The organism is [Borrelia] turdi (genome assembly GCF_008828755.2).
GTDB classification, from domain to species: Bacteria; Spirochaetota; Spirochaetia; order Borreliales; family Borreliaceae; genus Borreliella; species Borreliella turdi.
The window spans coordinates 193573-207555 of sequence record NZ_QBLM01000001.1 but is presented as its reverse complement, the minus strand read 5'-3'; the positions used below and the strand labels follow the sequence as shown (position 1 = coordinate 207555).

Here is a 13983-nt window from a genome sequence, read left to right as displayed (position 1 = left end):
TGGGCCCAGAGAGATTCGAACTCCCGACATCCTGCTTGTAAGGCAGGCGCTCTGACCAACTGAGCTATGAGCCCTTTTACTAATAAGTAGTATACAGTATAATCTTTAATGGTGTCAATTCTTCTCTTTTCTTTTTCCAAAAAGAACCACAAATATATTTATATTGTTATTTGTTTTTAATCTATAGCCACCTATTTTATTAGTATCTTTATTAATAAGAGCTTCTTTGTGGCTTGGGCTGTTAAGCCACGCATTAACTACTCCTTCAAGTTCAATTCCTGATGCTAGTATTTCTCTTGTTAAATTAAAGGATTTATCGTACTTGTGTATTCTTTGCATTGGCGTGGTGCCAAAAAGTGTATGAGTTAGTGTTTTATTTTCACCTAGTTTAATAGCATATTCTTTTGCAACTTTTTCAAGAGTATCATCTATTTCTAGGTGATTTAGATTTAAATTTTTTCTCAATTCAGCAATTTCTGAATATAGAATTTTCATATCTTCTTTTGTATCTATTGGATGTATTGTATTTAAATTGCATGCTTGAGATAGAAATAGTGCAAAAATCAAAATCAATTTTTTCATTAAAGATCCTTTTTATTTATTATATTATGGTATTAAAATCATAATTATATATCATTATGTATTATAATGATTATATCAAGGAGGTAGTTATGGAAAAGTATTTAAGTTATATAAAAAAAGATGACTTAGATGAAATACATTCAAAATTACAAGAACTCTTAGCGAGTTTGCATATTTTTTATTCTAATTTAAGAGGTATTCATTGGAATATAAAAGATACCAATTTCTTTGTTATTCACAAAAAAGCCCAAGATCTTTATGAGTATATTGAAGAGATTATTGATATTGTTGCAGAACGCTCAAGAATGCTTGGATATGATTCTGAATTTAGATATTCTGAGTTTATAAAAAAGTCCTTTATTAAGGAGTTTAATATTGAATCAACTTCTAATTTTTTACCTTCAATGCAAAACATTGTTTGCAGTCTTACTGAGATTTTGAAAAATATTTTTGAAATGAGAAAATTTATTGATGCTGCTTGTGATTATGGTACTGGTAATATTATAGATGACATTATGAGTGATCTTGAGAAGCATTTATGGATGCATAAGGCATTGCTTGAAAATTGTGATTGTATTTGTCATGATGAGCACAAATGTTGTGAGTGTGATATGCAATAATAATTGTATTAAAAGGTTTAACTTGCATAATGATTGGTTTATTTGAATTAAGGTTGTAGTTGTTTTAGGGATTTATGGGTATTAGAAATATTGGAATTATGGCTCATATTGATGCTGGTAAAACTACTACTACAGAAAGAATTATTTATTATACTGGTAAAAGCCATAAAATGGGGGATGTAGATTCTGGAAACACTATTACTGACTGGATGCCCCAAGAGCAAGAAAGAGGAATTACTATTAGTTCAGCTGCTATTACTTGCTATTGGAAGGATTGCCAAATAAATATTATTGATACTCCTGGCCATGTTGATTTCACAGCAGAAGTTGAAAGATCCCTTAGAGTTCTTGATGGGGGTGTTGTTATTTTTAGCGCTGTTGATGGAATTCAAGCTCAAACAGAAACTGTTTGGAAGCAAGCAGAAAAATATGAAATTCCACGACTTGCTTATGTTAATAAGATGGACAGATTAGGCGCTAATTTTTTTAAAGTTGTAGAAGATATTGAGAATAAGTTTAAAACTATTCCTTTAGTTTTGCAAATTCCAATTGGAAATGAAAGCAATTTTGAAGGAGTAGTTGATATTATTTTAAATAAAGAGCTCCATTTTACAATGGAAAATGGAATTCCAAAATTAGCTTACAGTCAGGTTAGAAAAGAATTTGCTGAAAAAGTAGGGGTTTTTAAAAAAAAGTTAATAGACGTTCTTAGTCAATTTAGCGAAGAGATTACTCAATTATTTCTTGAAGATAAAGAGATTGGTTTAGACATTATTAAGAGTGAGATTAGAAGAGGGACTATTTCTAGATTTATTATTCCTGTTTTAATGGGAACCAGTTTAAAAAATATTGGAATAGAGCCTTTGATTGATTCGATTGTAGATTACTTGCCAAGTCCTTTTGAAAAAAGTTTTGAAGCTTTTTCTTTAGATACAAATAAAAAAATTTTAGTTGATCCTAATGAAAATAAAAAATTATCAGCTCTTGTTTTTAAAGTTCAATATTCAAGTGTAATTGCTGCGCATCTTTATTTTGTTAGAGTTTATTCTGGAGAGATTAATTCTAGTAAAAAAATTTTCAATGCTTCAAATGGTAAGCGTGAAAAGTTTACAAAAATTTTTAGAGTTTTTTCAAATAAAAATGAACAAATAGATTTTGTGAAGCCAGGGGATATTGGTGCTGTTTTAGGATTAAAGTTTTCTGTTACAGGGAATACTCTTGTTGAGGAAAGCAATAATGTTTTACTTGAATCTGTTACGTTTCCAGAGCCAGTTGTTTTAATGTCTGTTGAGCCTGAAAGATCATCAGATGAGGTTAGACTAAAGGAAATTTTTGAAATAATATCCAAAGAAGATCCTACTTTTAGTTATTCTGAGAGCAAAGAAACAGGGCAACTTATTATATCTGGAATGGGTGAATTACATCTTGAGATTATTTTGACAAGAATTAAAGATGAATTTAATCTTAATGTTTATACAGGAAAACCTCAAGTAAGTTACAGAGAGAGCTCAAGTAAAGTTGTGAAAGAAGTTTTTGAGTTTAATAATATTTTTGCTGGCAAAAATATTGATTTTAAAATTGGAATGATCATTAAACCTTTGTCACGGGGTGAAGGAAATAAAATTGATTTTGAATGTGTTATTGACTCTTCAATTAAGTCTGCAATATTGAGGGGAATTACAGCGGCATTTGTAAGTGGAGTTTTTGGATATCCTATTATTGATATTAATGTTAGCGTTTTTTCTATTGTTTGTGAGATTAACAAGATTGGCGAGAGTGCTTTTGAATCAATTTCGGGATTTGCTTTTCATAGTATTTTTCAAAAATCAGATCCTATTAGACTTGAACCAATAATGTTATTGGAGGTTAGAACACCCATTGAGCATACAGGAGAAATTATTTCTACATTAAATATTATAGGAGGCGTTATTCATTCAGTTAGCAATATTGGGGAGTATGATTTGATAAAATCAGAGGCGGCTTTTGAAAAACTTTTTGGGTATGCTTCTATTTTAAGAAGTTCTACCAAGGGAAGAGGCAGTTTTACTATGGAATTTTCTTATTTTAAGGAAAAAGCAAGTTAAATTTATTAGTTTCAAGGCAAAGTGGCTTTTTTTGTTTTTGCTATTTTTTAAATTTAATTAATTTTTATTGATTAGTTTTTATATAAAAATGACTTTATTCCTTTTTTTGTTAAGCTTTAAGTTTCTGATAGTTTATGAATGTGATTTTATGATATAAAATTATTTTTTAGCCTTATAAAGGTATGTTTGTCTTTTGGGAATATATAGGATATTATATTGGGTTTTAATATGATATTTTATAATATTTTTTTATTTTAAAAAACAAAGGAGGTGCATTATGCAGGGTGAAAATATGGTTTCGATTAGGGGTGGGAATAGAAGAAAAATTCTTCTTAGTTTGAAAAATATGCAATATTCAAGAACAGACTTAGCCCGTAAGTTAACTTTAACGAATGCTGCGGTTACTATTTTGACTAATCAAATGATAAAAGAAAATCTTTTGATTGAAGTTGGGTCTAGAGTGTCTGATGTTAAAAAACATGGACGAAAAGAAATACTTCTTGATATTAATAAAGATTATGCGTATTCAATGGGAGTTATTATTTCTAGCAATTATTTTCAAATAGGTATTGCTAATCTTAAATGTGAGGTTTTAATAAGCGAGACTCATTCTTTTGAACCCCCAGTTAGCGCTTATGACATTTTAGAAAAAATAAAAGATCATATGATAGAAATTATTTGGAAACATAATTTTTCAAGAGATAAATTTATTGGCTTAGGTTTTAGCATTACAGGGTTAATAAAAGATAAAGAATCAGGTATTGTTAATGATAGTTATGGAGCATGGATTGAAAAAGATGTTCCTGTTAAAAGGATACTTGAGGAATATTTTTCACTTACAGTTTATCTTGAAAGTTATGTTAAAAATTTATCTCTTGCTGAATTTATGGGTAAAAATATAGATAATATTATGTTTTTTGACTATACAGATACTGCTGAACTTTCGATTTGGTCAGATGGCAATGTTTATCCCGGTTTTAATAATAAGTCAGGGATGGTTAGCCACATGATAATTGATTATGAGGGAGAGAAAAATTGTCCAACTTGTGGTAATAAGGGTTGTGTTAATATGCTAATATCTAATTTTGCTTTGCAGAGATTGATTTCAAAAGAGTTTATGAATGGTGAGATTCCTGAACTTTATGAAAAGTATGAGGGTAAATTGAAAAAGGTTACAATATATGATGTTTTTTCTCTTTATGAAAAATATGATTTTATAAATAAAATTATGGAAGATACGGTTAAATATTTGGCAATAATTATTATCAATATTCAAAGAATGCTTGATTTTAATTATTTAGTGCTCTATGGTCAAAGTTTCAAATTAAAAGTTTTTTTTGATTTGCTAAAAGAAGAGATTAAAAAGCGAAATAAAGAGAATATAGTATTAAAGCTTAGTTCATTAGATACTGAAGTTTCTGTTGTTGGGCCCGCTTCTAGTGTTATTTTTAATAAATTTTATTTGACAGGAGGAGATATTGATTAATATTGCCTTTTTTTGTATCTTATATTTGATAAGATTATTTTTGAGAATAAGGGTTATTTTTAATGCTTGAAAGTTTGGGGTCAAATTTTAAAAATTTTATAAACTATCTTTCTGGAAAATCTACAATAAATGATAAAAACATTGCAGAGGCTATTGAGATTATTAAGAATTCTTTAGTTGATGCTGATGTTAACTTAAGGGTTATAAGACGTTTTTTAAATTCTATAATTGAAGAATCCAAGGGAGTAAAAGTTTTAAGAGGTATTGATCCTAAGTCTCAGTTTATTAAAATTGTCAATGATAATCTTGTTAAATTTTTGGGAGGCAAAAATTATGAGCTTAGCTTAAATCCTGTTAATAAACAATCTTATATTCTTATGATTGGACTTCAAGGTTCTGGTAAGACCACAACATGTGCTAAGCTTTCTTTAAGGCTTAAAAAGGAAAATAGAAAAGTGCTCCTTGTAGCTGCTGACACATTTAGAGCAGCGGCCACGGAACAGTTAAAAATATTAGGTAGCCAAATAGATGTTCCAGTATTTTCACTTGAGGGTGAAAAAGATCCTATTAAAATTGTTAAATCGTCCATGAAATTTGCTAAGTCTGAGTTTTTTGATTCTGTAATCGTTGATACTAGAGGTCGCCTTGAGGTTGAATCTTTTTTAGTTGAAGAGATAAAAAAGATTAAAGAGATTTTACAGCCCTCAGAAACCATTTTAGTGGTAGATTCTATGATGGGACAAGTTGCGGTAAATATTGCTAAGGAATTTAATGAAAATGTTGGACTTACTGGTGCTATATTCTCTAAGTTTGATTCAGATACTAGAGGTGGCGCTGTACTATCGTTTAAAAGTATTTGTGAAGTTCCTATTAAATTTATTGGAGTTGGAGAAAAAATTGAAGATCTTGATTCCTTTTATCCAGAAAGAATTGCTTCTAGAATTCTTGGCATGGGGGATGTTGTTAGTCTTGTAGAGAAGATTCAAAGTGTTGTTGATAAAGAAGAGGCTATTAAGCTTGAGGAAAAAATTAATAAAGCTAGTTTTAATTTTGAAGACTATCTAAGCCAATTTAGACGTATAAGGCAAGTAGGAGGGTTTTCTAATTTTGTGAGTTTTTTACCAGGTGTTTCAAAATCAATGCTGAATATCAATAATTTAACCGAAGAAAGTTTTAATAAAGAAGAAGCTATTATTCTTTCTATGACTAAAAAAGAAAGAATAAACCCAGTGATTTTGAACAATCCCTCAAGAAAAAAAAGAATAGCTTTGGGAAGTGGAACAACTATTTTTGATGTTAATAAACTCATAAAAAAGTTTAGTCAAACAACTTTGATTATGAAAAAAATGAAAAATAAAGATTTTCAAAATAAGATTGCATCCCTTTTGGGAAAATAAGGAGGAATAAATTTGAGTGTTAGGATAAGATTGAAGAGAATGGGGGCTAAGAAAAGACCTTATTATAGGATTGTAGTTATGAATTCTGCTTCTCCTAGAGATGGTAGAGCAATTGAAGAACTTGGTTATTATCATCCTGTTGAAAAGCAAAAACAAATAAAAATTAAGGAAGATAGAATGAAAGATTGGATAAACAAGGGAGCAATTTTAAGCGATACAGTGAAAATGCTTTTAAATAAAAACAACTTGAATGTGAAAAGTCAGGAGGTTTAAATGAAAGAGTATGGAAATGAGATTGAACTTATAGAGTTTATAGTAAAGTCTCTTGTAGATAAACAAGATGAAGTAAAACTAAATGTAATTGAAGGGGAAAAATCAACTATTTTAGAATTAAGGGTTTCTCAAAGTGATGTGGGCAAGATAATAGGAAGACGAGGTCGTATTGCACGAGCTATTAGAACTTTGCTTGGAGCTTGTGCTGCTAAAACCAATAGGCGAGTACAATTAGAAATTTTAGATTGATTTATGTTTATTAAAGGCGTGATATTATCGTCTTATGGAGTTAATGGATATGCTAAGATTAAAAGCATATCCAATAATTTTTATGATTTTGTTAATCTAAAAGACAATAAAGTCCTTTTAAAAAAAAGCAATGGACTTACCCTTGAAGTTAGGGTTGTGGATGTTAATATAAAAAGCAATTCCTTATTTTTGAAGTTTGAAGGGATTAATACCCCAGAGTCGGTCAGGTCTTTGATTGGCTTTGAATTATGGGTTGATGATTCGCTTGCATCGAGTTTGAAAGAAGGCGAATATTATTTGGGAAAATTGATTGGCTATACTATTGTTAATGACAATAGGAAGCTCGGGGAAGTTGTAGCTTTCTTTGAATATTTAAATAGCGTATTTCTTGAAGTTAAAGTGGGTATTAAATTTTTTTTTATTCCCTTTTTGAGCATTTATATTGGAGATATAGATGTAAGAGAAAAAACAATTGAGCTTAAGGTTCTAGATCTTTTAAGATGAAATTTACAGTTATATCCCTTTTTCCAGTAATAATTAAACCATTTTTTGAAAATTCAATAATGAAAAAAGCTATTAACAAAGGAATAGTAGATTTTGAGCTTGTTGACGTTAGAGATTTCTCAAAAGATAAACATAAAAGATGTGATGATTTGCCTTATGGAGGCGGTGCTGGGATGGTATTAAAGGCTGAGCCCATGTTTTTTGCTCTTGAGCATGTAGAAGCTATTAAGAAAACAACAATATTTTTAAGTCCTTCTGGTATAAAGTATACTCAAGACTTAGCGTATTCCTTGTCAAAAAAAGAAGAAATTGTTATAATTTGTGGAAGATATGAGGGAATTGATCAGCGTATTATAGATTTGTATGTTGATTTTGAGATTTCTATTGGAGATTATGTTTTATCTTCTGGAGAGATCGCAGCTCTTGTTTTAATAGATAGTGTATATAGATTGTTGGATGGAGTAATAAATCCTAATTCTTTATTAGAGGAATCGTTTGGTATGAAAAATGGGTTGCTTGAATATCCTCATTATACTAGGCCTTATAATTTCATGGGAATAAAGGTTCCAGAAGTTCTTGTTTCAGGGCATCATGAAAATATAAAGAATTGGAGGCTTTTTAAGGCTAGAGAAAAAACTAAGAAAAATAGATATGATTTATACCTTAAATATTTAAAGATAATAGGAGAAGATAATGGATTTGATAAGAAAAATTGAAGCCCAAAATAAGATAAATGAGGGTTTTGTCTTTAATGTGGGTGATACTGTTAAGGTTGTTTATAAAATTATTGAAGGTAATAATGAGAGGTTACAGAATTTTGAAGGGATTGTTATTTCTTTTCAAAATAAGGGAATTGGTAAAACATTTTTAGTTAGAAAAATTTCTTCAGGAATAGGTGTTGAAAAAATTTTTCCAGTATATTCTCCTATTATAGAAAAAGTTGAAGTTTTAAGAAGGGGAAAGGTTAGAAGGGCAAAGCTTTATTATATGAGAAATAGAATTGGTAAAGCCGCTATGAAGATAAAGGAGCGCCTTAATATTAAAAAAGTTAAGCATTAGTTTTTAAGTTATTTTAAATATTTTAGCGGCAAATTAGATTAAGATTAAAAATTATTTTTGAATGTGCTTTTGTTTTAATAATTTTTATTCAAAATTTAGAATTTTTACTGTTTTGAAAATTAACTTGTTAAGTTTGGTCGGGTATTTGTTACGATTAAAAGCATTAATTAACTAATTATTCTTATTAATTTCAATGAGGCTTTAATTTCGCTTTTTGTCCTTTAAAAAGCCAAGGGTTTGAAATTCCGATTTGTTGAAAAGCTTTTAAGTTGTGTAAGTATTCGTCTTTAAGTTTTTGTTTTTATTTTTTGGACGGCAAATATTTATTTGTTATCGTTAAGGAGAGTTGATTTTGGAATATACTCAAAGTAAATTTAAGGGTAGCAATTTTCATAAATACAATAAGCGTTTTTATGGTTTTAAAAATAAAAGATTAAATTCTGAGAGCAAAAGTCAAAATGTTGCCCCTTTAAATAGTTTTAATAATAGATCTACTGTTTTAAATACAGATAAACAAAATGGTTTTAAAGGTAAATTTAGAAGAAAAAATATAAAATTTAAAACAAGAATAAATCTTGATATTACTTGTGCTATTTGTGAAAAAAAAATTAATGATATTGTTTGCAGCATGTCTTTAAAGGTTGAAAATGAAGATAGGCCTGTTCATTTTGATTGTGCTATAAATAAATTAACAGTTGAAAATAATCTTTCAAGTAATGAAAAATTAGTTTATAGGGGTGTTGGTAAATTTTTTGTTGTGGATACATCTTCTAGGGGAGAATATCTATATTTCAAAATTATTAAAGAAATTGAGTTTGAAAATTTAGAAGAACAGCCAATATGGCGCAAAAAAATTCTCAAAGATGTCAATAGAGGGGTTAGACTTCGTTGATATGAAGGTGGCAGTTTTTCCAGGATCTTTTGATCCAATTACCTGGGGCCATATTGATTTAATTAAAAGATCATTGGCTATTTTTGACAAAATTGTTGTTTTAGTAGCTGACAACAAATCAAAAAAATATTTGCTAAGCGATATTGAGAGGTTTAGTCTTACAAAAGATGTTATTTTGTCTTTAAATCTTTTTAATGTATTTGTAGATAGGTATAATGGGTTTATTGTTGATTATGCATTAATTAATTCTATTAGATTTATTGTTAGGGGAATTAGGGCTTTTAATGATTTTGATATAGAGTTTGAAAGGTATCTTGTTAATAATAAGTTAAATTTTAAAATTGATACTATATTTTTACCAAGTAGTGCAGAACATTTATATGTAAGGTCAGAGTTTGTAAAGGAGTTGATGAGGAAAAAGGATGTTGATCTTTCTCATTTTGTTCCAGAATTGGTGTTCAATAGATTGAAATCTAAGTTTGTTGACAAATGCCTTGGTTAATATATATATTATTAAGATAATTTAATCTAGTTTAAAAGTAGTAGGAGAAAGTAATGGCTGTTCCAAAATTTAAGCCTTCAAAGTCTAGAAGTAGAACAAGGCGTAGCATAAATATGAGAAAGAAAATTCCGCAATTTCAAGAATGTTCTAATTGTGGTAATCTTGGAGTTAGGCACAGAATTTGTTTAAAATGTGGATATTATAGGAATAATCAATATCTAGAAATAGGGTTATAGTTTGTAGCAAGGAAGGTGTATTCATGGATAATGATGAAATTTTTAGTAAGGTTAGGTCTATTATATCTGAGCAGCTTGATAAAAAAGAAGATGAAATTACCCTAGACTCTAGATTTGTTGAAGATCTTAGTGCAGATAGTCTTGATATTTATGAACTTTTGTATTTGCTTGAAGAGGCTTTTGATGATAAGATTCCAGAGAACGAAGCCAATGAATTTGAGACGGTAGGCGATGTTGTTAATTTTATTAAAAAGAGAAAAGGTTGATGAAAAAAAAATCTTCCGATTTTTGTTTTGATAGTGAAAGAAAAGCCCAATTGAGTGAATTTTTGGAAAATTTGAGTATTGATTTTAATAATTTTGATTTATTAAATATAGCATTGAGTCATTCCTCGTATTCTAATGAGCTGGATCAAAAATCTGACAATAATGAGAGATTGGAATTTTTAGGAGATTCTGTGCTTAATTTGATTATCACGGATTATCTTTATAAAACTTATCCAAATAAAAGTGAAGGAGAGCTTAGTAAGGCCAGATCTTATATTGTTAGCGAAGATTCTTTATCTAGTATTGCCAGAGAGATTGATCTTGGTTCTTATATTTTACTTGGCAGAGGAGAGGAAAGTAATGATGGTCGCAATAAAAAAGGCATTCTTGCAGATGCTATTGAAGCCTTTGTAGGCGCTATTTATCTTGATAGCGGGTTTTCAATAGCAACAGAATTCGTAGTTGAACTTTTTGACATGTATATAAGATTGATGTTTAATAGGGGAGATTTTAAAGATTATAAGAGCTTGTTGCAGGAATATGTTCAAAAGAAATATAAAATCTCACCAAGTTATAAGTTAGACAAGGAAATAGGTCCAGATCATGATAAAGTTTTTTGCGTTGAGCTTTATGTTGGAGAAAAGTTTATATCAAATGGAAAGGGTAAGTCTAAAAAAGAGGCTGAAATGAGAGCGGCCGAAGTAGCTTTAAAAGCCATGGAAAATATTAATCTTTAGGGTTTTGATTTTTTCAATAAGGCAATTTTTAGTATTAAGTTTGGGATTTTCAATTACATAGCTTAGGAGCATTTCTAAAATTTTGCCTATGTTTTTACTTTCTATTTGTTCTAGATTTTGGATATCTGTTCCGTTTATTTTTAAATCTTTTAAAGAGAGGGGATTTTTTAGTAATTTTTTTCTTTTGATATTTTTTATTATAAATAAATATTTTTTCTTTTTTCCTTTGAGTGCCTTGTATATATCAATTATTTCTTTATAATGTTCTCTTGTGCTTTTGCTAAGCAAATATCTAATATCGCTCAATTTTTTAACATTAAAAATGTTGTTATTATCAATTATATTTCTATAAAATAAAATTAATTTAATTTCTTTATTTGAAAATTTAAGCAAAGTTAATTTTTCTTTTAGTTCTTTTATGGGTTTTTTAATTGTCAATATAGTTATTGCCTTTAGATAAAATTTATCCTTGTTAAGCAGGGCAGTTTTTTTAATTAATTTTGTTTTTACTTCTAAATTAAAAAAAATCTTAAAAAAATCAACTTTTTTAAGATAATAAATTCCTTTTTGTATATTTGTACCTTCTAATAATTTTTGAAATTCATTTTTTATTCTTTCTTTTGAAATCATTAAAATATTTTCTTTTTTATATTTCATTGAAATTAAAGTATTTTTTTCAATGTTAAAATTGAGTGTAGATGAAAATCTTGCTGCTCTTAGTATTCTAAGGGCGTCTTCTTCAAGTCTTTTATTTGGGTTTCCTATGCATCTTATTATTTTCTTATTAAGGTCTTTTTTCCCATCATAGCAATCTATTATGTTAAAGTTAAAAATATCCATTGCAATTGCATTGATTGTAAAATCCCTTCTTTTAAGATCTTTAATTAAATTTTTAGTATATTCTACTTGTTTAGGGGCTCTCTTGTTTTTATATTCTTTTTCTATTCTATATGTGGTAATTTCAAAGATTTTTTTATTAAAAATAATACTAATTGTGCCATGTTTTATTCCCGTTTTAATGTTATTTGGAAATAATCTTATTATTTCTTCAGGAGTTGCATTTGTTGCAAAATCAAAATCGCAAGGCTGTTTATTAAGCAATAAGTCTCTTAAAGCGCCTCCAACTAAATAAAATTCATAGTTGTTTTTTTTAAATATTCTAGCAATTTTAATTATATTTTGATTATTTTTGCCCAGATTCATATAAAATTATATTATAGTGTAAATAATTTTTTTCTAAAATTGATTTACAATTTTAATTTATTTGAACTATGTTATAAATAGTGCATTTATTTTTTTAAATGGTTTTATTGAGGTTTTATGAGTGGTAATAACAATAGTGTATACAACGCTATATGTCAGCTTTCAAAAGAGACTAAAAATAGGTTGATGAATGATATAAGAAAAAGTTTGGGTTTAAATTCTTCTGAGTTTGTTTTGCCCAATTGTAGCAATGAGCCTTATGTTGATTCTCAGCTTGAAAAATTTCTTTCAGGGCGTTTAATGGAAGAATCATTTCTTATAAGAATTTGGTTAACCATTTTAAATTTTTTTCAGAAGGATAAGAGTAAAGAAGATATTTATAAAGCTTATGTTATAAAGAGTCTAGAAAATCAAATTAATGAAATGTGTAAAAATCCAGTAATAGATTTTAAGAGAGAATGTTTGTATGTTGGTTTTGTAGAAATGTTTTTTGGCGTTTGTCGATATTCAATGGAATTGAAAGAATTTTTTAAGAAATTAGAAAAAGGTGGCATTGCTGTTGAACAGACTATTTTAGAAATTATTCAAAATAAAGTTCTTCATTTTAAGAAAAATTTGGAAGATTTTTTGGACGAAGGTGAATATGAGCTTTTTTTAAAAAAAGAAAAGACCCAAAACGATTTAGAAGAATCGCTTAAGATCAAGATAAATGAGTATATTAATTCAATCCCAGCAGATACTTATAAAACTGTCTCTGATATGTTTGAATTTTATTATGTTTTTAATAGTTTAGCGTTTTTTCCTTACAAATCTTTTTTTTCATTTTTTAATGTAGATCTTTTAGATAATGTTGAAAATATTAGTATTGTTGATCTTGAGGTTGGATTTGGAACTAGCTTTTCAAGTGTTAGTAAGTATTTGAATTATTTTTTTGACATTTTGTATACATTAAAAGATGTTGAGATAGATGAGGATATCGTTAAAAGTATTATATCAAACTATTTTTTAATATCCGATGATATTAGTAATTCAGAAATAATTTCAAGAGAAGATCATTTATCTCGAGTAGAATATGTATTGAAAAATGTTTTATCTATTGTATCTAAGATTGTTAGCTTATCGAGAACTTTACCTTATTTGGATGTTTTTAGGGTATATTGCAAAAACCCAGTTGCATCTCCTAAAAAATATGTACCCTTTTTTGATATAAAAAATTTTTATGAGAATATTTTATTTTTAAATGTTATGGGACAAGCTATTACAAGGCGTGATAGTTCTTTAAAAGTTCTTGTGATTAAAGAGATAAAAAGTCTTATTAGAGATCCTAGTATAATTTTAAATTTAAAGGGTGAGATTTTTAACGAATTAAATCTTAGTCGCTATAGCTTTAAAAAGTTATATTTTCTCAATTATTTTTTTAAAAATATATATGATGTTAGAATGATGGAAGTTTTAAGAACTATAAATAATGTTGTATTAATTAATAATCATGATTTGAGAAATATATATGTTGATATTGAAAATAATATTACTGTTTTAAAAAAAGAAATTTATAATATTTACTTTGAGATTGATTATAAAAATGAGGAGTTTGAAAGGCATAAAAGAGATAGCAAAATTGATGATTCTTATAAAGAAAGGATTTTAAAGTGGTGTTTAAATGAATCTGCTTTTATTGATAAGGTTTCAAATAGATTTGTAGATTATTTTATTGAGCTTAAAAAGAGATGTTTGACTCTTTTGGAAAATCATAATGCTTTTATTAGAAAATCTTTAACAGTTTCTTATAAGTCAATGGGAAATGAAAATAAAAAAATTACATTAGCTGATGTTATTGGTAATCTTTTAGAAATCATCAACCAAGCACTTTTTATAATAAAAAATTTATAAATT

17 protein-coding genes and 1 tRNA gene are annotated in these 13983 nt (G+C 27.9%); 15 read left to right on the top strand and 3 right to left on the bottom strand.

Features of this window, described 5'->3' with window-relative positions:
* Positions 1 to 74: transfer RNA gene (locus tag DB318_RS00950), tRNA-Val, on the bottom strand.
* A 40-nt stretch (positions 75 to 114) separates the two neighbouring features.
* Positions 115 to 582, bottom strand: coding sequence for a BB0689 family surface lipoprotein (locus DB318_RS00945; protein WP_151060343.1), 468 nt, complete (start codon positions 580 to 582; stop codon positions 115 to 117).
* Between the two features lie 89 nt (positions 583 to 671).
* Here DB318_RS00945 and DB318_RS00940 point away from each other — a divergent pair, with 89 nt between their 5' ends.
* From DB318_RS00940 to rnc, 14 genes are all read left to right on the top strand, one after another.
* The gene (locus tag DB318_RS00940) at positions 672 to 1202 is read left to right on the top strand and encodes a Dps family protein (RefSeq protein WP_151060344.1); all 531 of its coding nucleotides are present in this window, start codon (positions 672 to 674) and stop codon (positions 1200 to 1202) included.
* Positions 1203 to 1276: 74 nt separating this feature from the next.
* Positions 1277 to 3286: an elongation factor G gene (gene fusA, locus DB318_RS00935; protein ID WP_151060345.1), complete on the top strand. Its 2010-nt coding sequence runs from the start codon at positions 1277 to 1279 to the stop codon at positions 3284 to 3286.
* 277 nt (positions 3287 to 3563) lie between these two features.
* Positions 3564 to 4772 carry a host adaptation transcriptional regulator BadR gene (gene badR / locus DB318_RS00930; protein ID WP_151060346.1) on the top strand — a complete coding sequence of 403 codons (1209 nt, stop codon included), beginning with the start codon at positions 3564 to 3566 and terminating at the stop codon, positions 4770 to 4772.
* 62 nt (positions 4773 to 4834) lie between these two features.
* On the top strand, positions 4835 to 6169 hold the full coding sequence (gene ffh, locus DB318_RS00925; protein WP_151060347.1) for a signal recognition particle protein: 1335 nt from the start codon (positions 4835 to 4837) through the stop codon (positions 6167 to 6169).
* A gap of 12 nt (positions 6170 to 6181) precedes the next feature.
* Positions 6182 to 6442, top strand: a complete 261-nt coding sequence (gene rpsP / locus DB318_RS00920; RefSeq protein ID WP_151060348.1) for a 30S ribosomal protein S16 — start codon at positions 6182 to 6184, stop codon at positions 6440 to 6442.
* Positions 6443 to 6691 carry a KH domain-containing protein gene (locus tag DB318_RS00915; protein WP_004791279.1) on the top strand — a complete coding sequence of 83 codons (249 nt, stop codon included), beginning with the start codon at positions 6443 to 6445 and terminating at the stop codon, positions 6689 to 6691.
* Between the two features lie 3 nt (positions 6692 to 6694).
* The gene (rimM, locus tag DB318_RS00910; RefSeq protein WP_151060349.1) at positions 6695 to 7195 is read left to right on the top strand and encodes a ribosome maturation factor RimM; all 501 of its coding nucleotides are present in this window, start codon (positions 6695 to 6697) and stop codon (positions 7193 to 7195) included.
* The gene (trmD, locus tag DB318_RS00905; protein WP_151073645.1) at positions 7192 to 7911 is read left to right on the top strand and encodes a tRNA (guanosine(37)-N1)-methyltransferase TrmD; all 720 of its coding nucleotides are present in this window, start codon (positions 7192 to 7194) and stop codon (positions 7909 to 7911) included. The genes rimM and trmD overlap by 4 nt, the downstream gene beginning before the upstream one ends.
* Positions 7889 to 8254 (top strand): 50S ribosomal protein L19, encoded by a 366-nt coding sequence (gene rplS / locus DB318_RS00900; RefSeq protein WP_151060351.1) that lies wholly within the window; start codon positions 7889 to 7891, stop codon positions 8252 to 8254. The genes trmD and rplS overlap by 23 nt, the downstream gene beginning before the upstream one ends.
* A 352-nt stretch (positions 8255 to 8606) precedes the next feature.
* Complete coding sequence (locus DB318_RS00895) at positions 8607 to 9146, top strand: hypothetical protein (protein ID WP_151073646.1); 540 nt, start codon at positions 8607 to 8609, stop codon at positions 9144 to 9146.
* 1 nt (position 9147) lies between these two features.
* On the top strand, positions 9148 to 9648 hold the full coding sequence (coaD, locus tag DB318_RS00890) for a pantetheine-phosphate adenylyltransferase (protein ID WP_151060353.1): 501 nt from the start codon (positions 9148 to 9150) through the stop codon (positions 9646 to 9648).
* 53 nt (positions 9649 to 9701) lie between these two features.
* Positions 9702 to 9884, top strand: coding sequence for a 50S ribosomal protein L32 (gene rpmF / locus DB318_RS00885; protein ID WP_002557290.1), 183 nt, complete (start codon positions 9702 to 9704; stop codon positions 9882 to 9884).
* Positions 9885 to 9907: 23 nt separating this feature from the next.
* Entirely contained in the window at positions 9908 to 10150 is a 243-nt protein-coding gene (gene acpP, locus DB318_RS00880; RefSeq protein ID WP_006068702.1) for an acyl carrier protein, read from the top strand.
* Entirely contained in the window at positions 10150 to 10887 is a 738-nt protein-coding gene (gene rnc, locus DB318_RS00875; RefSeq protein ID WP_151074125.1) for a ribonuclease III, read from the top strand. Before acpP ends, rnc begins: the two co-directional genes overlap by 1 nt.
* On the opposite strand, the gene DB318_RS00870 is transcribed toward rnc, so the two are convergent.
* Positions 10858 to 12090, bottom strand: coding sequence for a CCA tRNA nucleotidyltransferase (locus DB318_RS00870; protein WP_151074124.1), 1233 nt, complete (start codon positions 12088 to 12090; stop codon positions 10858 to 10860). The two genes, rnc and DB318_RS00870, sit on opposite strands and share 30 nt — an antisense overlap.
* A 117-nt stretch (positions 12091 to 12207) precedes the next feature.
* Between DB318_RS00870 and DB318_RS00865 the strand changes: the two genes are divergently transcribed.
* Positions 12208 to 13980: a hypothetical protein gene (locus tag DB318_RS00865; RefSeq protein ID WP_151060356.1), complete on the top strand. Its 1773-nt coding sequence runs from the start codon at positions 12208 to 12210 to the stop codon at positions 13978 to 13980.
* Positions 13981 to 13983 lie beyond the last annotated feature (3 nt).

Excerpts from the sequence above, each read along its gene's own strand:
- rimM (WP_151060349.1), top strand. The coding sequence starts at position 6,695 with ATGTTTATTAAAGGCGTGATATTATCGTCTTATGGAGTTAATGGATAT.
- DB318_RS00940 (WP_151060344.1), top strand. The coding sequence starts at position 672 with ATGGAAAAGTATTTAAGTTATATAAAAAAAGATGACTTAGATGAAATA.
- ffh (WP_151060347.1), top strand. The coding sequence starts at position 4,835 with ATGCTTGAAAGTTTGGGGTCAAATTTTAAAAATTTTATAAACTATCTT.
- coaD (WP_151060353.1), top strand. The coding sequence starts at position 9,148 with ATGAAGGTGGCAGTTTTTCCAGGATCTTTTGATCCAATTACCTGGGGC.
- acpP (WP_006068702.1), top strand. The coding sequence starts at position 9,908 with ATGGATAATGATGAAATTTTTAGTAAGGTTAGGTCTATTATATCTGAG.
- trmD (WP_151073645.1), top strand. The coding sequence starts at position 7,192 with ATGAAATTTACAGTTATATCCCTTTTTCCAGTAATAATTAAACCATTT.
- badR (WP_151060346.1), top strand. The coding sequence starts at position 3,564 with ATGCAGGGTGAAAATATGGTTTCGATTAGGGGTGGGAATAGAAGAAAA.
- rnc (WP_151074125.1), top strand. The coding sequence starts at position 10,150 with ATGAAAAAAAAATCTTCCGATTTTTGTTTTGATAGTGAAAGAAAAGCC.
- fusA (WP_151060345.1), top strand. The coding sequence starts at position 1,277 with ATGGGTATTAGAAATATTGGAATTATGGCTCATATTGATGCTGGTAAA.
- rpmF (WP_002557290.1), top strand. The coding sequence starts at position 9,702 with ATGGCTGTTCCAAAATTTAAGCCTTCAAAGTCTAGAAGTAGAACAAGG.
- rplS (WP_151060351.1), top strand. The coding sequence starts at position 7,889 with ATGGATTTGATAAGAAAAATTGAAGCCCAAAATAAGATAAATGAGGGT.
- DB318_RS00915 (WP_004791279.1), top strand. The coding sequence starts at position 6,443 with ATGAAAGAGTATGGAAATGAGATTGAACTTATAGAGTTTATAGTAAAG.
- DB318_RS00870 (WP_151074124.1), bottom strand. The coding sequence starts at position 12,090 with ATGAATCTGGGCAAAAATAATCAAAATATAATTAAAATTGCTAGAATA.
- DB318_RS00865 (WP_151060356.1), top strand. The coding sequence starts at position 12,208 with ATGAGTGGTAATAACAATAGTGTATACAACGCTATATGTCAGCTTTCA.
- DB318_RS00945 (WP_151060343.1), bottom strand. The coding sequence starts at position 582 with ATGAAAAAATTGATTTTGATTTTTGCACTATTTCTATCTCAAGCATGC.